The organism is Acinetobacter sp. Ac_3412 (assembly GCF_013072675.1).
In the GTDB taxonomy this organism is placed as follows: domain Bacteria; phylum Pseudomonadota; class Gammaproteobacteria; order Pseudomonadales; family Moraxellaceae; genus Acinetobacter; species Acinetobacter higginsii.
Window position 1 is genome coordinate 226,895 of the sequence record NZ_LXUJ01000012.1, and the last position, 24,307, is coordinate 251,201.

Sequence of the window (24,307 nt, forward strand, 5' to 3'; positions counted from 1 at the left end):
TTCATATCCAAAAAATTCATAACAAAATGAAAAAACAATCTTTTTATTTATAAAGAGAATACTGCATATTGAATAGAGATAGAAAACATAAAGAATGTATAGAGGACTGATCATGACATTACGTTTAGGCGACATCGCCCCAAATTTCCAACAACAATCAAGCCAAGGCGATATTGATTTCTATGGCTTTTTAGGGGATAGCTGGGGAATCCTTTTTTCCCATCCAGCCGACTACACCCCAGTCTGTACCACGGAACTTGGCTATACCGCAAAGCTAAAAGATGAGTTTGACAAGCGCGGAGTGAAAGCCATCGCCCTTTCAGTCGATGATATTGAATCACATCAAGGCTGGATTCAGGACATCAACGAAACGCAGAACACCACGGTCAACTTCCCGATTATCGCAGACAAAGACCGTAAAGTTTCTGAGCTGTATGGCTTTATTCATCCAAATGCCAGTGAGACTTTAACGGTACGTTCATTGGTGATTATTGACCCGAACAAGAAAGTTCGTTTGATTATTACCTATCCTGCATCGACAGGCCGTAATTTTAATGAAGTATTGCGGGTGGTAGATTCACTACAATTAACTGACAAGCATAAAGTAGCAACCCCAGCAAACTGGCAACATGGCGAAGATGTGGTGATTGTGCCTTCATTGAAAGATGAAGAAGAAATCAAACAACGCTTCCCGAAAGGCTATAAGGCGGTCAAACCTTATTTAAGACTCACCCCCCAGCCTGAACTAGATTAAAGCGTATGCTTTAATCGTAGTGCAAGACAAACGAAGTGCGTAGCAATAAAGACGAGCAACGCTCGTTCCTGAGAAGCGGCTAAAGCTTCGCAAGAAGATGAGCAGCTATGCTGTGAATTAAAGGATTAAAGCGTATGCTTTAATCGCAGTGCAAGACAAACGAAGTACGTAGTAGAGGATAAACCCAAGCAGTAATAAAATAATATTAAATCTGAATAACATGCATCTCAGCCTATCCTCTGGATAGGCTTTTTTATATATAAGCTAAAATTGTTTTGGTATTTCTGAATCAATCGGTTATAAAAATAATTCGATCCGCTACACAATAAAAAAAAGCATCATGATCTACAATATCCACCATCTACATTGCGGCAGCTTCTGCCCGACTTGTGCGCCATTATTTGGACAAAAAGGCTGGAAAGCACACCTCGTTTGTCATTGTCTATTGATTGAAACTGATCGTGGCTTAGTCTTAATTGACACAGGTCTAGGGCTTCAAGACTATTTACATACTGAACAGCGTTTAGGCCGTTTACTTAAACAGTTTGGTTCAATTGTGCCGAATTTAAAACTTACTGCCATCCAACAAATTCAACAGCTCGGCTTTAACCCCAGTGATGTAAAACATATTTTTGTGACCCATTTAGATTTTGATCATGCCGGTGGAATTTCAGACTTCCCCAATGCCACCGTACATCTCTTAGCTGCTGAATTTAATGCCACTCAATCACTCACAGCCAAAGGCAAGCTCCGTTATAAAACGGAGCAATTCAAACAACATCGCCATTGGAGCTTTGCGGAACATAGTGAAGGTGAATCTTGGTTTAATCTACAAAAAGTCAAAGGATTAGCCTTATTTCAAGAGGAAATCCTGATGATTCCACTGATTGGACATACTGCTGGGCACTGTGGGATTGCGATTAAAAAGGCTGATGGCTGGGTCCTATTCTGTGGCGATGCCTATTACACCCATTTGGAACTCAATCCAAAAAATAAACTCAGGGCTTTAGATTTCACTGAGCGCTTATTGGCTGAAAATAATCAACTGCGTTTGCAAAACCTCAAGCAGTTACAATATCTCGCTCAACATGAACCAAGCATTGAGTTAATTTGTGCGCACGATCCCGTCGAATTCAATCGTTATCAGTAATATGAAAAAAAAACTCCTTGCCCTCACCCTGATTTCTACACTCAGTGTAGGCGGATGCATGAAGCATTCAAGCCTCAATGATGAACAACGTCCAAAAAACTGGGGAACACTGATTTCACAGCAGCATAATTTTTATCAAATTAGCAATGATGTATTTCGTAGTGATCAGCCCAGCAATGAACTCATTCCAAGCTTAAAACAATATAATATTGATACGGTCATTAATCTCAGAGCCAGAAATGAAGATGCCAAAGTTTTAAAAGATCAACCGTTTAATCTTGTGCATATTCCAATTTATACATGGGCCATCAATCGTCAAGATCTATTACAAACCATGCAAGCGATTCAAACAGCCAAAGAAAAGAATCATAAAATTTTAGTGCATTGCTACCATGGTTCTGACCGTACTGGTGCAACCATTGCCATGTATCGGATTATTTTTGAAAACTGGTCAATTGATGATGCGGTCAAAGAGATGAAACAAGGAGGCTATGGCTTCCATGTGATCTGGAAAAACATTGACCATTTATTTACGCCTGAAAATGTAAAATGGATTCAAAAACAACTGTCTAATCCATCTCACTAAATATTGTAATTATTTTGGACGAAGCTCTATTTATTTAGCAAATAGAGCTTCGTAAAGGAACTGGCTTGTCCAGTCATCATGAATCAACCTGCACAATATACTGCTCAAAATTGCATGATCACAAAGCAAGTTTTACTTCCCCTCCTAGTTTTCAAAAACTGAATGAGCCAACCAGACCTTTAAAATTTCAGAATCTCCGCCATCACTATCCGTGACCAATAAGAATACTTCCCCATCGGATCTCGACTCGAACCAAGTAATTCCTTCAACTTTAATCGCGAGCGTTTTACCGTCTTCATCTTGAATCAAATGGCTAGATAAGGCTTTACCCTCTGACGAAAACAGCAAAATAAAACTACCCAGTACATCACCATCGTCATAGGTATTTAATGTTTGCTCAACCGCTGCCGTGGCGACTATTAGATTTTTATCCACAAAGAAATAGGCATCAGAAATCCCACTTGCAGCACCCTCAATCTCAGGCAAATTCAGATTAAGCGAGTTGATAAGCGCATTTTCTAACGATTTTCCTGCTTGAATTTCAGCTAAATCAAAAACTAAAACACCATGATGGCGATTAATATTACCACGTTGAAAGATATAGAGATGGCGATGATCTGAACAGATAGCTTCTATATTGAGATCTGCTCCACCCGTTAATTCAACGCTGTTTTCCAAAAAGTGATAATCAACTGTATCCAGAAAAATGCGGATTTGATTGTTAGATGGATTATAAAGTAATGCTTGTTTCCGATTTTCGGTGGAACCTGATCCCATCACCAGTAATTGCTGTCGCCCATCTAAGGTGATGCAACTTAATGCTTCAAAATCAGGCTTTTTTGCTTTGCTCAATACGCTAAATGATATTTGCTCAGACGACTCAGATAACGGAACTTTTTCAAAAACCGTTGCACTGGTCAGGTTATTGTTTCGATTGGTTTTGAGTAAGTAACGGACATCGTCCCCAACAAAATAAACATCGTCCCCTATACAGGCAACACTAGACAGTGCACTAACATCAGAATCTTGCGAAAAAACAAATCGTTCTAATATTCTGATCACTGTATTCATGATCGCGAGTCCCCTATTTAATTTTAATGGAACACTCACAGCATGAATAAAGCCTGTGATGTGTTCCTGATTTGATCTAGGGGATGATCAAGGTTTATCGTTGGTCAAGCGGAACCCAATCAATCACCCAAGCAGATTTCATATTTAAGCTTTCATCCGTTGTGATTTTCTTACGCGTGTTATCCGCAGTATCACGATCCTTGGCAGGACCAACCATAATACGGATTCCTTTAGAGGTCTGGCTGGTCGTTACCTTGTAGCCTTTAGCACGTAATTTCGACACAACAGCATCTGCATTGGCTTGGTTTGCTGCCAAAGCGACTTGTACCATCCACTTTTTATCGCCATTTTCCATCAGATCGCGTGCTTTCTCAGCCTCAGCTTTCTTCTTGTTCTCTTCGTCAGCTTTACGTTTTTTCTCATCAGCAGCTTTCTTCTCTGCTTCTGCCTTACGTTTATCTTCTACTGCTTTCTTGTCAGCTTCTGCTTTGCGTTTATCTTCAGCGGCTTTCTTGTCTGCTGCTTCGGCTTTACGCTTATCTTCCGCAGCTTTCTTGTCTGCTTCTGCTTTACGTTTATCTTCAGCGGCTTTCTTGTCTGCTGCTTCAGCTTTACGTTTATCTTCCGCTAACTTCTTATCAGCATCAGACTTTTGTTGATCTGTTTTCTGTTGTTCAGCGCGCTTCTTTTCATCCGCTTTACGTTTTTCATCCGCAAGTCGTTGAGCCTTGGCTTTTTCATCTTCAACCAATTCTGGTGGAATATTATCCGAGCTTTCTTGAGCTGCAGTACGACGTGCATTAATCGCTGCGTATTCTTCTGCAGCTTTACGTGCTGCTGCTGCTTCGGCCTGTTGCTGCATCTTTAAGAATTCAGCTGCACGCGCTTCTTGTTCAGCCACCGCTTTTTCACGTGAACGACGCTGCTCTTCCAGCAACCGCTTTTCTGTTTCCACATCGACCGCCAATGGTTGCAATGACACCATTTCGCTGTCTTGAGCTGGCTGTGCCGTTTTCGGCTTAGACTCAGTTTTGGGAATCGGATGAGTAACTGGAGCTTGCGTGTGATCTTGCTCAATTTCATCATTGCCCTTTAACAGCAATGCAGCTAATAAAACACCACCACCGAGTAGAACAACGCCGCCCATCCAACGTTGTTTGTTATTCATCGACATTCTTCTAAATACTCCCAGACCGCTTCTAAGGTATGAAACGAACCACAGACTAAAATCAGCTGATTGTTATTACTTTGTTTCAGCACAGTTTCAAACGCTTGCTGGATACTGCCGAACTCGTATACCTGTTGCCCTTGCAATGCATCATGTATCTGTTGCACTGGTGCGGCTCTAGGCACATCTAAATTAGCAATAAACCAATCTTTTACTGTTGTTTTTAGTAAATCGGTGACAGAAGCAATGTCTTTATCTGCCAGCATTGAAAATACTGCAACAACATCTGTGTACTGTTTATTGTATTTTAAGAATTTTCGCAACTGCTTCAATAAAAATTCGACGCCATGTGCATTATGCCCAGCATCAAAAATCACGGTTTTATCTTGGATTTGTCGTATTTCAAAACGACCTTGTAAGCGTGCTTGTTGAATCCCCGTAGCAATCGCTGCTTGAGAAACCTCAACACCACTCACCAATACAGCGGCAACTGCGGTAGAAATATTGTCTAGTGCTAGTTGTCCAACAGGAAGCTGCAAGGTTGTGCCAGAAGACGCAAATGACCAAGTTTGGCCATCATCATTCTGCTGGTAAAAATAATCACGATTCAAGGCATATAGCTGGGCTTGAGTTTCAACCACTTTATCTTGAATGGCTTGCGGCAGTTGTTGCTGACCCGCGAACACCACAGGAATATTCGGACGAATAATCCCTGCTTTTTCAAATGCGATTTTTTCTACGGTGTCGCCGAGCCAATCTACATGATCTAGACCAATATTGGTAATCACAGCAATATCAGGATCGATCACATTGACCACATCAAGACGACCGCCTAGGCCGACTTCAAGCACCCAAACATCACATTGTTGCTGTTTAAAAATCAAAAAAGCAGCCAAAGTGGTTGCTTCAAAAAAAGATAAACTTAAACCACATTCACGTCGTGCTTGATCAACTAAAACAAAAGCATCAACCAGACTTCGATCATCAACTTCAACACCCGCCAACTTTACCCTTTCATTAAAACGATAAATATGCGGTGATTGATACAGGCCAACCTTGTAACCTTGCGCATTTAAAATCGCAGCCAAGGTTGTGGTGGTTGAACCTTTACCATTGGTTCCAGCGACGGTAAACACCTTCGCTTGAGGTTGCATCACACCGAGCTTTTCAGCGACGGGAATGACGCGTTCTAGACCTAAATCAATACCTGTAACATGAACATGGCCCCAATAATCGAGCCATGTTGTTAATGTGTCTGTTGAATGTGGTGCGAGTGGTTTCAAGGTAAATTCATCAGCTTAGCGACAAGTCTGTATACAGTATCACGTAATGCATGACGATGAACGATCTGATCGACCACACCATGATCAAGCAAATATTCTGCACGTTGGAACGGTTCTTCCAGTTTTTCACGTACTGTTTGTTCAATCACGCGTTTACCTGCAAAACCAATCATCGCTTTCGGTTCAGCAATATGGACATCACCAAGCATCGCCAATGAAGCGGTTACACCACCGTATACAGGATGAGTGAGTACCACCAAGTATGGAACACGCGCTTCTTTCATTTTTTGGATTGCAGCCGCAGTACGCGCCATCTGCATCAAAGACAACATGCCTTCTTGCATACGTGCGCCACCAGAAGCAGCAAAACAGATCATTGGTTGATGCAACGCGATTGCGCGTTCAGCGGCCTGTACAAAACGGTCGCCAACGACAGTACCCATTGAACCTGCCATAAAATCAAACTCAAAGGCACATGCAATCAGATCTAGGCCTTTCAACGAACCCTGCATTACCACAAGTGCTTCGGTTTCATCTGTTTTGTCTTGTGCTTCACGAATGCGATCTGGATAAGGTCTGCTATCTACAAATTTTAATGGATCTTTGGGATTAAATTCTTGACCTAACTCACCATTCACTTGATCAAAGAACCAGTTCAAACGATCACGCGCACGCATATGTAAGTGCTCATCACACTGAGGACACACATAGGCATTAAATGACATTGCAGTACGTGTTACCAGCGCATGGCACTCAGGACATTCAATCGTAGGCTCAGTAAAGGTCGCTTTAAATATCTGTTGTTGATCTGCAACCTGAATACCTGGGACATGACGCTCAGTCCAAGGTGTTGAAGGGTTAAGAACCTTCCCTGATGTTAACTCTTGACTCATACTAACTCATCGAGCGCAGCTCGAAGCTCCTTCACTTTATTCACCGTCTGTTGCGCAGCTTCATCCGCTGGCAATGTCGCAAAAGATTTAACGAAAGCACTTCCTACAATCACGGCATCAGCAACTTGACCCATCGCTTTTGCAGACGCAGCATCACTAATCCCGAAACCTACGCCCACGGGCACATTGGTCTTAGACTTAATTTTTGCAATACGCGCTGCTGCTTCAGAAGTATCTAAAGTTGCTGCACCGGTCACACCTTTGAGTGACACATAGTAAACAAAGCCGCTGGCTTGATTGACCACATGTTGGATACGTTGGTCTGTTGAAGTAGGTGCAAGCAAGAAGATCTGATCCATTCCATTTTGTTTAAGAACTTCACCTAATTGCTTCGACTCTTCTGGCGGTAAGTCCACCAAAAGCACCCCATCGACACCGCAGTCTTTCGCATAAGCAACAAACTTTTCATAACCAATGACTTCGACAGGATTTAAATATCCCATCAATACCACTGGTGTGGTTTGATCTTTTTCACGAAAGGCTTTCACCATATCCAATGCATCTAAAGTATTGGTTCCACCTGCCAAAGCACGCTCAGCGGCTAAAGCAATCACAGGGCCATCGGCCATTGGGTCAGAGAATGGCAGACCCAGTTCAATGACATCGACACCCGCTTCAACCATTTGGTGAAGCAATGGAACGGTTACCTGTGGATGCGGGTCACCTGCCATAACATAAGAAACAAGCGCTTTACGTTGCTGAGATTTAAGCTGTTCAAAACGAGTGGCAAGACGTGACATAGGATTATGCTTTCCTGATTTATATAAATTAAGGAGTTGTTTGTAGTCATACAAAAACACTGCATTGTAACGCTATTTTTTGTTCATTGAACAGAGTTTGACGTGAATGCGACAGTGAATCTTGCTACTTACAACAGCCTTGCTACATTTATCTATATTTTGAGTTTTTTCTCAATGATCAAAGCTTCCTAATTTTGGACTGATCGCATAGCATTTTAGAAATCAGCCAAGCTCCTTTATACTAGCCGCAATTTTTAAGTTTTCTTTTTATTTTTATGTCTGCCCACTCTCAGGAAAAAGTACAAAGCAATGCCCTTGCTTTGCTACCGCTATTGGTATTTTTGATCATCTTTCTCGGGAGTGGTGTCTATCATTCAATGATCGGGACAGAATTTGCCTTCTATCAAGTCAAAGCACCTGTTGCAGCCATTCCAGCCGTGATTTTGGCTTTGTTGTTATATAAACAAAAACTAAATGCAGCAATTGAAGAGTTTTTGCAAGGTGCCAGTCACCCCAATCTAATTCTGATGTTTATGGTGTTCATGCTGGCGGGTGCTTTTGCCAGTGTCTCCGGTGCTATTGGCAGTGTCGATGCAACCGTACAGTTAGGGCTTTCGCTTATTTCACCAGAATTTGTCTTGCCGATGCTGTTTATCATTGCCGCGTTTATTGCAACAGCAATGGGAACATCGATGGGCACCATTGCCGCCTGTGCCCCGATCGCCTTTGGTTTTGCCCAAGCAACTGATATTGCACCTGTCTATGCCATTGGGGCTGTAGTTGGTGGTGCCATGTTTGGCGACAATTTATCTATGATCTCAGATACCACCATTGCTGCAACGCGTAGCCAAAATGTTGAGCTGAGGGATAAGTTTAGAGTCAATGTCTGGATTGCACTCCCTGCGGCCATTATTACCTTGCTGGTCTACATTTCGATGAGCCATGAGGCGGAAGCAATTCAATCAACCCCTTATGATCTCTGGCTGATTCTGCCTTATCTGGCTGTGTTTTTCCTTGCTTTTACCCGTCTGCATGTCTTGGCCGTGCTAATGATCGGAGTGATTTTATCAGGGCTAATGGGCTTAATTGAAAAGCCAGATTTTGACCTCCTCAAACTGAATAGTGCGATTTATGATGGCTTTGTCAGCATGTTTGAGGTGGCATTACTTTCCATGTTACTCGGTGGGTTATCGACCTTGATGCAAAAAGAAGGTGGTTTGCAGTGGTTGATCCAACGTATCTATGACATTACACGCCTATTCAAATTCGGTAAACAACGTGCTGGTGAATTAGGGATTAGCTTTCTGGTGGTTTTCTCGAATCTCTTTGTCGCCAATAATACCGTTGCGATTATTTTATCGGGCGATATGGCGCGTGAAGTAGCAAGAGAATATGGCGTAGATCCTAAACGCAGTGCGGCTTTGCTGGATATTTTCTCGTGTGTGGTTCAAGGAATTATTCCCTACGGTGCGCAACTACTGTTGGCCTGTTCGATTGCCAAACTTTCGCCCGTTGAATTGATTGGCAATATTTATTATTGCTGGATCCTTGCAATTTGCGCAGTCCTTGCCATTGTCTTTAATTATCCACGCCTCAAAACACGTTAAAATAATACAGAGTGTTATAAGTTCTTTATTCATCTGTTGAAATTAACAATGATCATAAGGACGTCCCTCCTAGTTCTCATCGTATTATAGGATATGCCTTCGGCGAGTTACTTTGGTTTAGCCCAAAGTAACCAAAGGCATCCGTCATCCACATGAGGAGCGATTGAAGCTCCGCAAGGTTCATTTCTTACTTGCGTTTCACCAAAGCTTAAGTCGCTTTGGCTTACTCAGGTTGTGGATGACATTTCCGCGTATCACATTTCATACCATAATTTAAATCAAGCCTAGCGCTATATTTAAAATCTAAGGAGATTTTAAAAACTGCTTGGGAGTAACTCCTGTCCAACGCTTAAATGCACGTCCAAACGCACTCTGATCAGCATAATTCAGCCGCTCCGCAATTTCAGAAAAAGACTTACCTTGTTGCAAATACAGCTTGCTTTGCTCCAAACGACACTGATCCAGCACATCCTGAAAATTCAGTTCATAAGCCTTCAGTTGACGTTGCAAAGTCCGTTCAGAACAATGCAAACGCTTGGCCACATAACTTTGCAACACCTCTTCCTGCTGCAATAAACCTTGCTCGATAAAGCTATGTATTTTTTGACGAAATTGCTGCTGTTGGATTTCAAAAGAACTCACGCTATTCAATGAATGCTGCGCTTGAGTGGATAGAACTTGGTTCAGTTGCTGATCGGCAGCAATACTTTTTGCCTTTAAAATTTGATTGGAAAAGCGGATGGCATATTGCCCCTGCTGAATCTGAATCGGACAACCATAAAACTTTTCAAAATGATAAAGTGCAGTATGCGGTGCATAACCAAATTGAATCATCTGCGGTGGCACTAAAGCATCTTGCACAATCGATTGTGAAATTTTAAAGATCAAGGCCAAATTTAACTCGTACATTTCCCGATAGTCACTATAGGATGCACTCCAAACAATTTGAATATATTCAGAAAATTGCTGCACATCGAGTTGTTCTAAATTGGTTTGTTTAAAGACCAGAGAATAATAGCGTTGTAATAGTTGAAGTGCTTGTTGTAGATCAATACTGGTCGATGCCAGATAGCCCATCAGCCCCAAATCTTGTAAATTGGCATGCTCCGCCAATACCAAAGTAATCGGACGAGTAAAGTGTGGCTGAGCGGCCTGTAACAACAAGGCATAGCGCTCGACGTCAAAGTCACGCTCATCAGGATTTTCCAAACAGGCTTGAAAGGATTGCCAAAGTTCAGGTGCAACAACTTTAGACAAATCAATTTGTTCCTGTTGTAAAACACGATTAAACAAACGCAAATATCCAATGATTATTTTAACTGACATACGCCAATCTCATCCTGATCTGTCGTTATTTGTATAAAACTTGGCTGTAACTGTCAAAACATTTCATCGGACTTTTTCCATACTGAGTGCATGAAGAAAAACAAGGAATAGTCAAGATGAATGCACATGTTTCCTATCAAGTTGATCCTGTTGTCAGAACCAAACTGGACTTCCACCTCGATCAAGCGCCACGCTTCTGGTTTGGGGGTGATCCGTTCCGTACTCGTATGTTTGATGCTTTAAGCCTCACCTTCCCTGATGGCGAGCGCTACTTTATCGAATGTGTCCGTTTATTCCGTGACAAAATTGATGATCCAGACTTGCAGGAACGTGTTGCTGATTTTATCCGTCAGGAAGCACAACATGGCATCGCGCATGACAAAATGAACCAAGTCATGAAAGATCAAGGCATGCCTGTAGATCAGTTCACCACGCGTTTAAAGAAAATTTTTAGATTTGAGCTCAAGAATCGCTCTCCACAATACAACATTGCCATGACCGCAGCTGCCGAGCATTTAACTGCACTGATGGCTGATACCTTCTATAGTAAAAAAGAAACTTTGGCTGAGGCTGATCCGTTTGTACGTGCACTCTTTGCTTGGCATGCGATTGAAGAAATGGAGCATCGCGATGTGGCTTTTGATGTGATGCGCGAAGTCGGTGAAGTGCCTGAAGCAACCCGTCGCTTTGCCTTGGTATTCACCACAGTGATGATGTTTGGTTTTACCTTGTACCGTACCGATGTGATGCTCAAAACCGATGGTTTTAACTTAAGACAACGTTTTGATATGGCACGTAAAGGTTTACCGTGGTTCTTTGGTCGTAACGGTATTTTAACGGCGAAAAGAGCGCAATATAGCGACTGGTTTAAAAAGGATTTCCATCCAAATCAACATCCAGTTATTCGCCAGTATGATGTTTGGATTGATACTTTAGCTAAGACCAATGATCCAATTGCAGCGGGTGAAGCATTCTGGCAAGCGGGGCTTTAATTCATTCCCTATAAAAACTCCCCTTTGGATTGAGGGGAGTTTTTCTTTCACTCACTACCACTTCGCATAATGCTGCTCTAATAAGCCATATTCATTATCCAAGGTCACTAACTCCACCTGTTCATGTGCAATGGTGCCACTGACTTTGGCTTGCCATTGATTAAACTGGCTGCCGATCAAACGCAAATTAATATTTTCAAAACGGCACCAGCCTGTTTCCACCATCAAATTCAAACATCCACCCAAAGAACGAATCGACCAAGTGTTTTCATTTTGCTGTTCAAATAAAACATCAGTCAGTGGAAATAAACGACCATTAACCCATAAGGCATTTTCATTGCCAAAACTTTCATTGACTCCCGATGCAAGATTCAACCCAATACGACGGTCCTGCGCATCACGGAACTGGCAAGACAACCAAAACCAAGCTGTTTCAGGGCGCAAAAAACCACAGGTATCATCCAAAGCTGCAAGACTATGGGCATTAAATTCAATCTGTTGTCGATCAGGGCTGATAAAGAATCCCTCAACTGCCAATGTGGTTTGCTTCTGGGTATAAGTCCAGCCATTAATTCCCGTCGGGCTACACAAACTTAAGGCATCCGTACCTGCACAAAAAATTCGGGCTTTCAATTGTACTTCACCATGTTTGGTCACTTGAATGTAGCGCACCCCATTGGCATGCTGCATATCGAATTGATAAGCGGATTTTTTAAACGAACTTTGGCTAAATAAGGGTTGCTCGTCGAGTTGTGTTTTTAACGCTAAAGGTTGAATCGCATTCCACTCAATCACTTTTTTAGATTGATGGTCGTAGACATAGAAAAAACCATGACCTGCCCAAGATAAATCGACAATCGCAACCCCAATACTGTAATGCTCATGCTGCAAACCACAGAATTTAAATTTTTTATATTTAAGTTGTTTGCGCCAGCCTGTTAGCACCTGCCCATAAGGCGTTTTATAAATATAGTCGTCCAGATTAATCCGCGAAGGGACTTGCTCAAAACGTCCGTAACGCGGTTGACCATTGGCTTGTATCAAATCCATTTTATATTCCATGATTGCTAGGTCGCAGCTACGCCCATAATAGACTGTAAGTGATCAAATTTACTACTATTTTTATATAAAGAAGTGCAACTTAATTCACATTTTAACCGATAAATCCAAGTCCCTAATGGACTTTTTTAGCTCACAATTTCATCAAAGATTCATACATAAGTTTTATTTTAAAAAACAATCTTATACCACTCGATCAAAAAACATGACGACTCAACGACTCTTAAAAGCAAATATGCTCTGTCTCATGATGCTGGCTTTAACAGCCTGCAATGACGACAATGATAATAATCAAACACCAACAGTTGAACGTAAAAATCAAAATATCAATATCCTTGCGTTTAATGATTTTCATGGCAATTTAGAACCACCAAAACGCTTCATTGAAGCAGATGATCCAAGTGATAATAGTAAAACCGTACGCATTCCAGTTGGTGGGGTCAGTTATTTTGCCGATGCCATTAAAAAACTACGCGCTCAATACCCCAATAATGCGGTGGTTTCAGCAGGTGACTTAATTAGCGCCTCGCCACTCACGTCATCGTTGTTCTTGGACGAGCCCACCATCGAAACCATGAATGACATTCAGATTGATTTCAATGCAGTCGGTAATCATGAATTTGACCGCGGGACAGATGAATTACGTCGTTTGCAAAATGGTGGCTGTCAGCAATATACCAGTGCTAAACCCTGCCAGATCAATCCAAAATTTGAGGGTGCCAAATTCAATTTCTTGGCCGCCAATGTCTCAATGAAGGCTGATTCCAAGAAAACCCTGTTCCCTGCCTATAAAGTTAAAACTTATGGCGGTATTCCAGTGGCCTTTATTGGTATGACCCTGAAAGCAACACCAAGTATCGTGTCAGCTGCGGGCATTAAAGATGTCGACTTTCATGACGAAGCCGATACTGTGAATGCCTTGATTCCTGAGTTAAAAAAACAAGGTATTGAAGCGATTGTGGTGGTGGTGCATGAAGGTGTGGCACCAAGTACCAAGTTTAATAAAAAAACCTGTGATGGTCTCAGTGGTCCATTACTCGGTATCTTAGATCGCTTAGATCCTGCGGTCGATGTCGTGGTTTCTGGTCATACCCATCAGTCTTATATCTGTGATTATGCAACCAAGAATCCACAAAAACCGTTCTTACTCACTTCTGCAGGGCAATACGGCACAGCCATTACCAATATTCAGTTAGAACTGGATGGCAAAACAGGGGATGTAATTAAGAAGGATGCCAAACAAGTTCCGATTCAAAGTGAAGCCTATACCTCTGGTACAACTACAGTGAACTTGACTGATCTCTATGAGAAATTCAATAAAACCCCAAGTATTGAAGCGATTTTGGATAAATATCGCCAAGCCGTCACCACTATTTCAGCCCGTGTGGTCGGTACAGCCAACGGTGTGATTAATCGTAATGCCACCGAAAGTGGTGAAAGCCCACTCGGTAATTTAATTGCCGATGCACAACAGGCTATGGCACTAACAGCAAGTAATCAAGGTTCTGACTTTACCCTGATGAATCCAGGAGGTGTACGTGCCGATTTATTGGTAAATAGCAGTAATCAGATCACCTTTGGCGATGTCTTTACCGTACAGCCTTTTGGTAACTCAATTGTGACGTTGAGCCTAACAGGTAAGCAGATTCGTGATGTGTTAGAACAACAATGGTCTGGTGCAAATGCAGCCACAGTTCGTATCTTACAGCCATCAAAAGAGTTCAGTTATTCGTATAAGAAAGACAACTCGTCTTTACCACGCGCCAGCAATATCTTGGTTGCAGGACAAGCACTCGTGGATAGCAAGATTTATCGTGTGACGGTAAACAGCTTCCTTGCTGATGGCGGTGATAACTTCACGGTATTAAAAGAAGGTAAAAATCCAGTCGGTGGCGGACAAGATATCGATGCCTTAGAAAAATATGTGGCGCAGCATTCTCTACTGACGGCACCTAAAACCGATCGAATCAAAGTACTTCCTTAACTACATACGCAATAAAAAAATAGGGAAGCAATTGCTTCCCTATTTTCATGTTTACTACTGATTAATCCAAAGTCAGATAAGTATTTTCCCAAACTGTAGGATTAAACTCACCTTGAATTAAATGGATATAACGTCCTGCAACATGATCAATTGGAATGCAATCATCGACATCGACCACACGATCGGTATGCGGTTTATGCCAATCTTGTTCGATAAATTGTTTACCCAACTGTTTTGCAATCCCTGCATCTGGTGCAAGCACCAAATGGTAGCTATGTAATTCACCAAAAGCGTTAAGTGAATATCCACCTAGGTTAATCAAATATAATTTTTCATCCGAAGCTGACGGTGCGGCATCAGAAAACTGAATTTGATAATTCACGCCTTGTGATTGAACACCTGAAATCTGTGCCCAAGCATCGATATGTAAGCCTTTTGATTCACCAAACCAAGCCTGTTTGAGCTGAGGGATGACTTCAGATAAGGATTCACCTATTGCCATTACCACATCATGAACTTCGGTATTGGCTCTAGCATGCCGGCCACCCAACATCACCATAAACAAACTTGGCATTGTAAAAACTTACATCTCGACCATTTCAACACCATCAATACGCGCAACCGTCATCAAGTCTTTATCACCACGACCTGAAACCGTTGCAATAATGATTTGATCTTTCGACATCGTTGGCGCAAGTTTCGTGACATAAGCCATCGCATGTGAGCTTTCAAGCGCAGGAATAATCCCTTCGATTTGAGTGAGATCACGGAAACCTTGTAAGGCTTCATCATCATTGATTGGCACATATTCAACACGGTTCATATCTTTCAGGAAACTATGCTCAGGACCAACACCCGGATAGTCCAAACCCGCTGAAATACTATGTGTTTCAATGATCTGACCTTGCTCATCAGACATCAAATACGTACGGTTTCCGTGTAACACGCCCACATGACCTGCATTTAATGGTGCAGAGTGTTTGCCCGTTTCAATGCCATAACCTGCGGCTTCAACACCGTACATTTTCACGTCTTGATCATTCAGGAATGGGTAGAACAAGCCCATTGCATTTGAACCACCGCCTACACAAGCGACCAAAGCATCTGGTAAACGCCCTGCTTGTTGTTGGATTTGTTGGCGAGCCTCACGGCCAATAATCGACTGGAAATCACGAACCAGTTGCGGATAAGGATGTGGGCCAGCCACCGTACCAATCACATAATAGGTGCTATCAACATTAGTCACCCAATCACGCATCGCTTCGTTCATGGCATCTTTCAATGTTTTTGAACCACTTTGTACTGGTACAACCGTCGCGCCCAACAAACGCATACGGTAGACATTCATGGCTTGACGTTTCACGTCTTCAGCACCCATGTACACCACACATTCCATGCCTAAACGTGCTGCAATGGTTGCGGTCGCCACACCATGCTGACCTGCACCTGTTTCCGCGATAATACGCTTTTTACCCGATAGCTTTGCCAATAAAGCCTGACCAATGGTGTTATTAACCTTGTGCGAACCAGTATGATTCAAGTCTTCACGTTTCAGGTAAATTTGCGCACCGCCGAGGTGCTGAGACCATCGTTCAGCATAATAAAGTGGGCTAGGACGACCAACATAGAACGCAAGATCACGGTCAAACTCTGCTAAAAACTGTGCATCATTCTTCATACGACCATAAAGACTTTCGAGGTCTTCAAGTGCAGCCATCAGCGTTTCTGATACAAAACGTCCACCATGAATACCGAAATGCCCTTGAGCATCTGGAAACTGGGTGTAGTCAATCACGTTATTTTGCTGATCCACGTTGGACTCCTTGCATAAATTTTTCAATCAGTTGTTGGTCTTTTATACCTTTTGCGGACTCGACGCCTCCGCTGACATCCACAGCAAAAGCCGCTGTAGTATCAATAGCTTCACTGACATTTTCAGGGGTCAAGCCACCTGCCAAAATGAGTGGAATATCTAATTGGGGAAATTGGGCCCAGTCAAAACTGTGTCCTGTGCCGCCTTTCAGTTCAGGATGCCATGCATCCAACAGCACTGCACTGGCTCCCGCTGCTTGATAACGCTGGATTTCAGTCACAATATCTAAATCAGGTTTGACTTGAATGGCCTTATACCAACGGCGTTTACAGTGTGTTGCAATTAATTGACATTGTTCTGGTGTTTCATCGCCATGTAGTTGTAATACATCTAAAGGAACGGAATCAAGCACCGTTTGGATTTCTTCAGCACTGGCATTTACAAATAAGCCGACCAACTGCACATACGGCGGTACCAGCTTTGCCAAAGTTTGGGCTTGCTCAATACTAACATGTCGTGGACTGGGTGGAAAAAACACAAAACCAATCGCATCTGCCCCTGCTTCTACAACGGCTTGGATATCTTGTGCTCGGGTAATTCCACAAATCTTGGCGCGGGTTCGCATTTGGCTTTGGCGCATGAGCTGTCCAATTAAAACTGAATATTTTTGAAACTCTCGCATTGTAATGCAATTTGACTTGCTTTGTGCAAAGTTCATTCGGAAATGCAATTGTTTAAAAAACGTTAACACTTTATACTTTGCGTAATCTTGCAACAAGTCTAAAGCAAATTCTTTTGTTTATAGGGAAGTTGGTGTAAGTCCAACACTGCCCTCGCAACGGTAACACCGAATCACTCATCTCAGCTCAACGCCAAATCACTGCATCGGTATGATGTGGGAAGATGATGAGTAACATCATTCATTTGATGATTATAGTGAAGTCCGGAGACCTGCTTGTTGTTTATTTCCACATTATCATTCACGACGGGTGAATGTCTGGAGCGACATCATGTCTACTGTTTTTCAACCGACTCGTTTAGTTGGTGCTATCGCTATTGCGATGGGGTTTTCTTCACCTGCTTTTGCTCAAGATCAATCAAGCGATAAAACTGCGACGCTAGATACTATTGTTGTGACAGCATCTCGTACTGAACAAAAAATCAGTGAAGTTCCTGCGCGAATCAATATTATTGAACCTAAGATTCTGGAACAATCACCAATCGCTTCGTTACCCCAGTTATTACAAACTGATGCTTCAATCAATATGGTACAAACTGGTGGCTATGGGCAAGCTGCTTCTATTTTTTTACGTGGTACAAATTCGAATCACACATTGCTTTTAAGAGATGGTGTTCGTCTAAACTCAAATACCTCTGGCGCAGCATCACTCCCATTTATTGATACCACAGATATTAAACAGATTGAAGTTCTCAAAGGCCCAGCCTCTGTTTTATATGGTGCTGATGCAATTGGTGGTGTGGTGCAGCTGATTTCCAAAACACCTGAAAAAACATCAGCTTTTGTAACAGGCGAAATTGGTGAAAATAAAACCTATAAATCTGTTATTGGTGCAGATCTGGCTGAAAATGGTTTTTATGCTCAAATTCGTGGACAACGTTTAGAAACAGATGGTACGCCTGTTACCGACGCAAAAGACAATAAAAAAGCGAGCTTTGATCAAAAAGGCTATAGTGCAAAAGTTGGCATTGATAAAGAACAATATGCAGCTTCGGTTGACTATAGCGAGAACCAAGGCTATAGCGATTACGATAATTACGGTAACTTAGTTTCTCAAGACTTTAAAAACGAGGCTATCAATGTAAAAGGTCGCCTCAATGTTTTAGATAACCTTGCAGTACATGCCCGTCTTTCACAATATAAAGATAATATTGATCAAAATACTTCTTCAGATTACGTGCATAGTACAACTCAGGAAGCTGAACTTTATACAAAATGGCAAATAACGCCTGCCCAAAATATTTTAGTTGGTTCAACCTTTAAAGATATTAAAGGTGATGTCTACTCAAAAAATCTATACGGCGGACAAGACGTCAAATATAAAGAATCCGTAGATACCATTGGTTATTTTGCTCAACACCAATATCAGCACAATGGCTTAGACACCCAAGTGGGTATTCGTGTTGAAGATAATGATAAGTTTGGTACTCATACCGTTGGTCAAGGGGCTATTCGCTACCAAGTATTACCCCTTACAAGTGTATATGCCAATGTAGGTTCTGCCTTCCGTGCACCAACGACCAATGACTTATATGCCTTATCCTGGGGTGCAAATCCTGATTTAAAACCAGAAGAAAGCTTTTCTTATGAAATCGGTGTAGATCAAAAGTTAAACTACAACATCGACTTAGGCTTATCTATTTATCGCAATAAAGTGGATAACCTCATTAGTTTTCAAGCAGGCAAGTTGATCAATGTTAATAAAGCAACTTTTACTGGTGGCGAAGCTTCATTTAAATGGCAGCAAGATGAACTCTTTTTAAGTACAACTTATGCTTATGTACAAGCAAAAGATGATGAAACCAAAAAAGATCTAACTCGTCGCCCACGTCAAAGCCTAACCCTTACAACGGGATGGGATGATGGAGAATATGGTGTTTCAGCTTCTGTTGTTGCGAAATCGAATTCAAAAGATTTTGCAGATTGGCCATCAACAACACCAACAACTAACCCTGGTTATGTCACCACGAATGTAAATGTGTATTGGCAACCTATACCAATGATTAAACTCTTTGCAAATATTGAGAACATTGGTGATGTAAATTATAAAACTGCTTATAACGGTAACGGCGTGTACTACATCAACGGTGGACGTCAAGCCTCTGCGGGTGTCACATTCCGTTATTAATCGCGTGATAAAATAATAAAAAATATTTTCTTAACTCCAGTTTCGGGGTAATGTTCTGACCGACATTATCCCCTTTTTATTTTTAGGATCAGAGAAACAGAACTATGGGACATCGTTTAAGTAAAATCTATACCCGTACAGGGGATTCAGGTACAACTGGTCTTGGGGATGGTTCACGCGTTGCCAAAGATGATTTACGTATTGCTGCACTCGGTGATGTTGATGAACTGAATGCAACCATTGGCGTGCTTCGCGCACAAATCAGCGCCAGCAAAATTGAAAATAAAGTGCACTGGGACAAAAGCTTAAGCCTGATTCAGCATTGGTTATTCGATTTAGGTGGCGAAGTGTGTATTCCAAACTATCATTTACTGCAGCCTGTGAGCATTGAATTTCTGGAAAAAGAAATCGATCACATGAATGAATCACTGCCAATGTTAAAAGACTTCATTTTGCCATCAGGCACTCTAGCTTGTAGTTATGCACATCAGGCCCGTGCAGTGTGCCGTCGTGCCGAACGTGCTTTATTGTCTGTACACAATCGTGACCAAAATATTCAGGCAACCGCATTACAATTACTCAATCGCTTATCGGACTGGTTGTTCGTTGCTTCACGTGCCTTACAACGTGCTGAAGGTGGTAGCGAAGTGCTATGGCAAAAGAATATTAATGACAGTATTGATCAAGCATAATTTTTCAATCAAGGCAGAAACAAATGCGAATTATTGGTCATCGTGGTGCGCGTGGCGAAGCGCCTGAAAACACATTAGGTGGATTCCGCTATCTGCATGACTTAGGTGTACGTGCCGTTGAATTTGATGTGCGCCAACTGAAAGATGACCACTTGGTGGTGATTCATGATGATGATTTTGTACGTACTGCGGGTCGTTCACAACAAGTCGAAAACAGTAGCTTAATTGAAGCCCAGCAATTCGATCACCGCCATCAATGGCAAGCATGGGCCTTTGAAGAATACACGCCGAGCCTGTCACATGTTTTAGACTGCCTCACTGACTTTGAGCATATTGAAGTTGAGATTAAAGCGGTTGCAGACGAAACTGCAGCTGAACGTCTAATTCTGCAGTTACAACAAGATTTAAAAGGTTTTGAAGCAACCGCGACCATTACCAGTTTTGATGTCAAAATTTTGGCCGCATTACAGCAACAACGGAGTTCGTTTAAACGCGGGCTGTTGGTAGAAATCCCTATTGGGGAATATGCGATAGAACTGGCGCAGCAATATGGCTGCGGTCAAATTGGCTGGGGAGATGCCTTGGCAACAGATGAAATTATTCAACGTACCCAACAGGCCAATCTTGAGATTAGTGTCTGGACAGTGAATGAAGTTGAACGAGCCAAACATCTTCAACAATTAGGCATTCAAGGTTTGATTACCGATGTACCCACCACGATGTTGCAGCATTTGACGTAAGCAAAAGGCGGAATAAATTCCGCCTTTTTTATTTTATTTTTTACGTTGCGCCTGAATAAGACGTTGCCCTTTTGCATCTAATAAATATAAGTTTTCTCCATCCAACTGGAAGCGTTCAACCCGCTGAATCGAATCCATCAAATCGGCCTCTTGTGCTAGAGCACGATTACAACTCTGATGTTGTGCCATTACATCAAAATCCAGTATGCGTTGGGTGAAATCATATTTATAACGACCATAAATATTGTTACATCCTGTATGCCCTGTCACCATTTTTGAGACAGAGTTGAGTAAGAAACTTGGATACTGATTAAAGAACAATGCTCGCTTGCCCTGAATCGTTGTAATCTGCCATTCCACATCCTGAACCCCATCTACACTTTTGCGTACTTGCATTGTTGGTGGCTGAACAACTCTCTTTGGTTGCAGGGTGCTTTTGGGCACAGGTTTGGGTTGGCTTTGGCACGCTGCAAGCATGACTGCAGCAGAGAATATTAAAGTTTTGTTAAAAAATGCCTTCAAAGAAAAAATGGGATTTTTCATGGTAATTTGCTCAGACATTGATTTATTTCACCTTTTAATTCATTGATTAATTTTACAAATGAATTCTGTTACTGTTCTTGCGATACAACTGTAGAATAATGCTAGTGCTAATTGATTTGGACATGCTAATATCAGTGATAAAATAGCAATATATCGTCATGATTGGTTTTGCTATCTCGTTTAGTTTTATTATCTTGTGCAAACAAGGTTTTTAGGAGCGCTGACGGATATGACTTCCGCCCCACTCAAAAAAGCACCCATTAACTGGACTGCTAGCATTACCTTAATTGGAACACCAATTGTTGCTGCCATTTTAATTCCTTTGTACGCCTATTATTATGATTTTAGTGTAAGTGCATGGGTGAGTATGATTTTCCTATTGGCACTCAGTAGCCTAGGAATTACAGCAGGTTATCACCGTCTATGGGCACATCGTGCTTATGAGGCAGCATTACCGCTTAAAATCTTACTCATGATTGGCGGCACATTTGCTGTTCAAAACAGTATTTTATTCTGGGCTTCAGGTCACCGTACCCATCACCGCCATGTCGATGATGTTGATGAAGATCCGTATTCAATCAAACGTGGCTTTTGGTATGCCCATTTAGGTTGGATGATTCGCGATCATTCCCCATCTAAACCAGATTTTAAAAATGCACCTGATTTGCTCAATGACAAATTAGTGATGTTCCAACACAACTACTATGTGCCAATGGTGATCGCAGTTCACGTTGGTGTATTAGGCTTGATTGGTTGGGCGACAGGCGATATTTGGGGTGTAATTTTACTCGGTGGTTTATTACGTTTGATCATCAGCCATCACGTCACTTTCTTTATCAACTCACTGTGTCATATGTGGGGTAAACGTCCTTATACTGATGAAAATACGGCGCGTGACAACTTCGTGTTAGCTATTTTCACTTGGGGTGAGGGCTACCACAACTACCACCACATTTTCCAATACGATTACCGTAATGGTGTGAAATGGTGGCAATATGACCCAACCAAATGGTTGATTTGGACCAGTTCTAAACTTGGTTTAGCAAAAAACTTACGTCGTATTCCTAGCTTTAATATCAAAAAAGCAGAGCTTGCGATGAAATTCAAATATGCGGAACGTGACTTGGCAATTTATGGTCATGATGTGAATACGGACATCGTGCAAATGAAACAACGTATCGCACAAGAATATGAAGCTTTCACCCATACTTTAAATGATTGGGCTAAGCTGAAAGAACAAGAACTTCAAGCGAAAAAAGCAGCGATGGCTGAGAAAATCCATCAGATGGATCACAAACTGAAAGTTGATTTCCAATTGCTTGAACACCGCTTAAGTCACCATCGTGAATGTTTAGAAACCTTGATGCGTAATATCAAAAAAGCGCCAGTTTCTGAATAACGAAATACCTACCGAAAATGGTCTCAAGAGAGGCCATTTTTTATGCCTGTTCATCTACCTTTCCCCTTCCTTACGATTCCCCATTTCACACTAATTTTTGCTATAGTCATGATTCAGCTCTCTCTGATGTTTCAGTTATGCAATTCAATCCCCGCTATGCCTCCCTTAATCCTAAGCTCTATCACCAGCAGCAGCCAAGTCCATTGCATGGTGCCAAAGCAGGTCATCTCAATGAAGCTTTAGCAGATGAATTGCAATGGAGCGAAGAAGATAAAGCCAACTGGGTTGAAATTTGCAGCGGACAAAAAACCTTTGCTGAATTTCCCCCACTTGCTATGGTTTATGCAGGCCATCAGTTTGGACAATGGGCTGGTCAGTTAGGAGATGGTCGAGGATTGCTGATCGGACAAATCCTGAATAAACATGGCGAAACCATTGATCTACATCTGAAAGGTGCAGGTTCTACCCCCTACTCGCGTATGGGCGATGGACGTGCAGTCCTACGTTCAGTGATTCGTGAATATTTAGCGGGCCATGCATTGAATGCCCTTGGTGTTGCATCGAGTCATGCTATTGGTTTTACCAGCTCAACTCAAGGCGTACAGCGTGAAACCCTAGAGCTGGGTGCGATGCTATTACGTACCTCCGAATGTCATATTCGTTTGGGGCATTTTGAGTGGATCAATCAATATGCACCTGAACTTTTGGCTGAATTCACTCAGAAATGTATTGAATGGCATTATCCAGAGTGCCTGAAAGCTGAAAATCCAATTCTGTCTTTCGCAGAAGCCGTGATTGAGAGAACCGCGATCATGATTGCTAAATGGCAATTGGTTGGCTTTGCGCATGGGGTGATGAATACCGACAATTTAAATATTACCGGTTCGACACTCGACTTTGGCCCATACGGTTTTATGGAGCGTTTCCGTCCGAATTGGATTAACAACCATTCCGATTACCAAGGTCGTTATACCTATCAAAACCAACCGAGTATTGGTCATTGGAATCTTTGGACGTGGCTGAATAATTTAATTCCGTTGGCGAGCGCAGAAAATAAAGAACAGTTCAAACTCGATCTAGCAACATGTTTAGAAAAGTTTGAGCCGACCTTCTTACAACATTATGGTCGAGGCTTATGCCAAAAAATGGGGCTGCCAGAATTTCATAAAGACAGTCTAGATTGTAGTTTTGCCTTTCTTGGTATTTTGCAAACAGAGCAGCTAGATTACACGCAAAGTTTTCTTCGTTTGCAGCAACAGGATTACAAAGCCTTAAGAGATGATTGTATCCATATACAACAGTTTGATGACTTCCTAACACGCTATCAAAATATCCGACAACATCAAGATACTGATGCCTTGGATGAGATCATGCAGCAGGTCAATCCACAGTATATCCTGCGTAATCATATGGCGCAGAAAGCCATTGAGCTTGCGGAGCGTGGTGATTTTAGTGAGGTTGATCGTTTGTTTAAGCTGCTGAATCAACCTTATCAAAAACAAGCTGATTTAGAAACTGAACAGGATACTGGACCGTTACCAAGCGATGTAGCTGAAATTTCTGTCAGTTGTTCATCTTAG

22 protein-coding genes and 1 riboswitch are annotated in these 24,307 nt (G+C 42.0%); of the genes, 11 read left to right on the plus strand and 11 right to left on the minus strand.

Going from position 1 to position 24,307, the window contains the following annotated elements:
• Window positions 1-112 precede the first annotated feature (112 nt).
• From A7P54_RS16365 to A7P54_RS16375, 3 genes are all read left to right on the plus strand, one after another.
• Window positions 113-754, plus strand: coding sequence for a peroxiredoxin (locus A7P54_RS16365; protein WP_171550195.1), 642 nt, complete (start codon window positions 113-115; stop codon window positions 752-754).
• Window positions 755-1,094: 340 nt separating this feature from the next.
• Window positions 1,095-1,904 carry an MBL fold metallo-hydrolase gene (locus A7P54_RS16370; RefSeq protein WP_171550196.1) on the plus strand — a complete coding sequence of 270 codons (810 nt, stop codon included), beginning with the start codon at window positions 1,095-1,097 and terminating at the stop codon, window positions 1,902-1,904.
• A gap of 1 nt (window position 1,905) precedes the next feature.
• Window positions 1,906-2,490 carry a dual specificity protein phosphatase family protein gene (locus A7P54_RS16375; RefSeq protein WP_171550197.1) on the plus strand — a complete coding sequence of 195 codons (585 nt, stop codon included), beginning with the start codon at window positions 1,906-1,908 and terminating at the stop codon, window positions 2,488-2,490.
• A 144-nt stretch (window positions 2,491-2,634) separates the two neighbouring features.
• Here A7P54_RS16375 and A7P54_RS16380 read toward each other — a convergent pair whose 3' ends face one another.
• The 5 genes from A7P54_RS16380 to trpA all read right to left on the minus strand — a co-directional run bounded on the left by A7P54_RS16380 (window position 2,635) and on the right by trpA (window position 7,705).
• Window positions 2,635-3,561 carry a hypothetical protein gene (locus A7P54_RS16380; RefSeq protein ID WP_171550198.1) on the minus strand — a complete coding sequence of 309 codons (927 nt, stop codon included), beginning with the start codon at window positions 3,559-3,561 and terminating at the stop codon, window positions 2,635-2,637.
• A 94-nt stretch (window positions 3,562-3,655) separates the two neighbouring features.
• On the minus strand, window positions 3,656-4,735 hold the full coding sequence (locus tag A7P54_RS16385) for an SPOR domain-containing protein (protein WP_171550199.1): 1,080 nt from the start codon (window positions 4,733-4,735) through the stop codon (window positions 3,656-3,658).
• Window positions 4,726-6,012, minus strand: coding sequence for a bifunctional tetrahydrofolate synthase/dihydrofolate synthase (gene folC, locus A7P54_RS16390; protein WP_171550200.1), 1,287 nt, complete (start codon window positions 6,010-6,012; stop codon window positions 4,726-4,728). The genes A7P54_RS16385 and folC overlap by 10 nt, the downstream gene beginning before the upstream one ends.
• Complete coding sequence (gene accD, locus A7P54_RS16395; protein WP_004802814.1) at window positions 6,009-6,905, minus strand: acetyl-CoA carboxylase, carboxyltransferase subunit beta; 897 nt, start codon at window positions 6,903-6,905, stop codon at window positions 6,009-6,011. The genes folC and accD overlap by 4 nt, the downstream gene beginning before the upstream one ends.
• The gene (gene trpA, locus A7P54_RS16400) at window positions 6,902-7,705 is read right to left on the minus strand and encodes a tryptophan synthase subunit alpha (protein WP_005208793.1); all 804 of its coding nucleotides are present in this window, start codon (window positions 7,703-7,705) and stop codon (window positions 6,902-6,904) included. The genes accD and trpA overlap by 4 nt, the downstream gene beginning before the upstream one ends.
• A 275-nt stretch (window positions 7,706-7,980) precedes the next feature.
• On the opposite strand from trpA, the gene A7P54_RS16405 reads away from it, so the two are divergent.
• A complete protein-coding gene (locus A7P54_RS16405; protein ID WP_171550201.1) occupies window positions 7,981-9,312 on the plus strand; it encodes a Na+/H+ antiporter NhaC family protein in 1,332 nt (443 codons plus the stop codon).
• Between the two features lie 303 nt (window positions 9,313-9,615).
• On the opposite strand, the gene A7P54_RS16410 is transcribed toward A7P54_RS16405, so the two are convergent.
• Complete coding sequence (locus A7P54_RS16410; RefSeq protein WP_171550202.1) at window positions 9,616-10,638, minus strand: AraC family transcriptional regulator; 1,023 nt, start codon at window positions 10,636-10,638, stop codon at window positions 9,616-9,618.
• Between the two features lie 116 nt (window positions 10,639-10,754).
• Here A7P54_RS16410 and A7P54_RS16415 point away from each other — a divergent pair, with 116 nt between their 5' ends.
• Window positions 10,755-11,630, plus strand: coding sequence for a metal-dependent hydrolase (locus A7P54_RS16415; RefSeq protein ID WP_005206151.1), 876 nt, complete (start codon window positions 10,755-10,757; stop codon window positions 11,628-11,630).
• Between the two features lie 54 nt (window positions 11,631-11,684).
• Here A7P54_RS16415 and A7P54_RS16420 read toward each other — a convergent pair whose 3' ends face one another.
• Window positions 11,685-12,680 carry a DUF2804 domain-containing protein gene (locus A7P54_RS16420; protein ID WP_171550203.1) on the minus strand — a complete coding sequence of 332 codons (996 nt, stop codon included), beginning with the start codon at window positions 12,678-12,680 and terminating at the stop codon, window positions 11,685-11,687.
• A 244-nt stretch (window positions 12,681-12,924) separates the two neighbouring features.
• Here A7P54_RS16420 and A7P54_RS16425 point away from each other — a divergent pair, with 244 nt between their 5' ends.
• Window positions 12,925-14,673: a bifunctional metallophosphatase/5'-nucleotidase gene (locus A7P54_RS16425; protein ID WP_252728628.1), complete on the plus strand. Its 1,749-nt coding sequence runs from the start codon at window positions 12,925-12,927 to the stop codon at window positions 14,671-14,673.
• A gap of 61 nt (window positions 14,674-14,734) precedes the next feature.
• On the opposite strand, the gene A7P54_RS16430 is transcribed toward A7P54_RS16425, so the two are convergent.
• The 3 genes from A7P54_RS16430 to A7P54_RS16440 are packed head-to-tail and all read right to left on the minus strand — an operon-like array spanning window position 14,735 to window position 17,126.
• Window positions 14,735-15,247, minus strand: coding sequence for a DUF1543 domain-containing protein (locus tag A7P54_RS16430; RefSeq protein ID WP_171550205.1), 513 nt, complete (start codon window positions 15,245-15,247; stop codon window positions 14,735-14,737).
• 9 nt (window positions 15,248-15,256) lie between these two features.
• Window positions 15,257-16,486 carry a tryptophan synthase subunit beta gene (gene trpB, locus A7P54_RS16435; RefSeq protein ID WP_005206155.1) on the minus strand — a complete coding sequence of 410 codons (1,230 nt, stop codon included), beginning with the start codon at window positions 16,484-16,486 and terminating at the stop codon, window positions 15,257-15,259.
• Window positions 16,470-17,126 (minus strand): phosphoribosylanthranilate isomerase, encoded by a 657-nt coding sequence (locus A7P54_RS16440; protein ID WP_171550206.1) that lies wholly within the window; start codon window positions 17,124-17,126, stop codon window positions 16,470-16,472. Before A7P54_RS16440 ends, trpB begins: the two co-directional genes overlap by 17 nt.
• 119 nt (window positions 17,127-17,245) lie before the next feature.
• A riboswitch (cobalamin riboswitch) is annotated at window positions 17,246-17,460 on the plus strand.
• A 36-nt stretch (window positions 17,461-17,496) separates the two neighbouring features.
• Here A7P54_RS16440 and A7P54_RS16445 point away from each other — a divergent pair.
• The 3 genes from A7P54_RS16445 to A7P54_RS16455 all read left to right on the plus strand — a co-directional run bounded on the left by A7P54_RS16445 (window position 17,497) and on the right by A7P54_RS16455 (window position 20,785).
• A complete protein-coding gene (locus A7P54_RS16445; protein WP_171550207.1) occupies window positions 17,497-19,353 on the plus strand; it encodes a TonB-dependent receptor in 1,857 nt (618 codons plus the stop codon).
• A 104-nt stretch (window positions 19,354-19,457) separates the two neighbouring features.
• Entirely contained in the window at window positions 19,458-20,045 is a 588-nt protein-coding gene (locus tag A7P54_RS16450; RefSeq protein ID WP_005206161.1) for a cob(I)yrinic acid a,c-diamide adenosyltransferase, read from the plus strand.
• Window positions 20,046-20,068: 23 nt separating this feature from the next.
• Window positions 20,069-20,785: a glycerophosphodiester phosphodiesterase gene (locus tag A7P54_RS16455; protein WP_171550208.1), complete on the plus strand. Its 717-nt coding sequence runs from the start codon at window positions 20,069-20,071 to the stop codon at window positions 20,783-20,785.
• Between the two features lie 33 nt (window positions 20,786-20,818).
• Here A7P54_RS16455 and A7P54_RS16460 read toward each other — a convergent pair whose 3' ends face one another.
• On the minus strand, window positions 20,819-21,346 hold the full coding sequence (locus A7P54_RS16460) for an META domain-containing protein (protein WP_171550209.1): 528 nt from the start codon (window positions 21,344-21,346) through the stop codon (window positions 20,819-20,821).
• Window positions 21,347-21,557: 211 nt separating this feature from the next.
• On the opposite strand from A7P54_RS16460, the gene A7P54_RS16465 reads away from it, so the two are divergent.
• The gene (locus A7P54_RS16465) at window positions 21,558-22,727 is read left to right on the plus strand and encodes an acyl-CoA desaturase (RefSeq protein WP_016162632.1); all 1,170 of its coding nucleotides are present in this window, start codon (window positions 21,558-21,560) and stop codon (window positions 22,725-22,727) included.
• 137 nt (window positions 22,728-22,864) lie between these two features.
• Window positions 22,865-24,307, plus strand: coding sequence for a protein adenylyltransferase SelO family protein (locus A7P54_RS16470; RefSeq protein WP_171550210.1), 1,443 nt, complete (start codon window positions 22,865-22,867; stop codon window positions 24,305-24,307).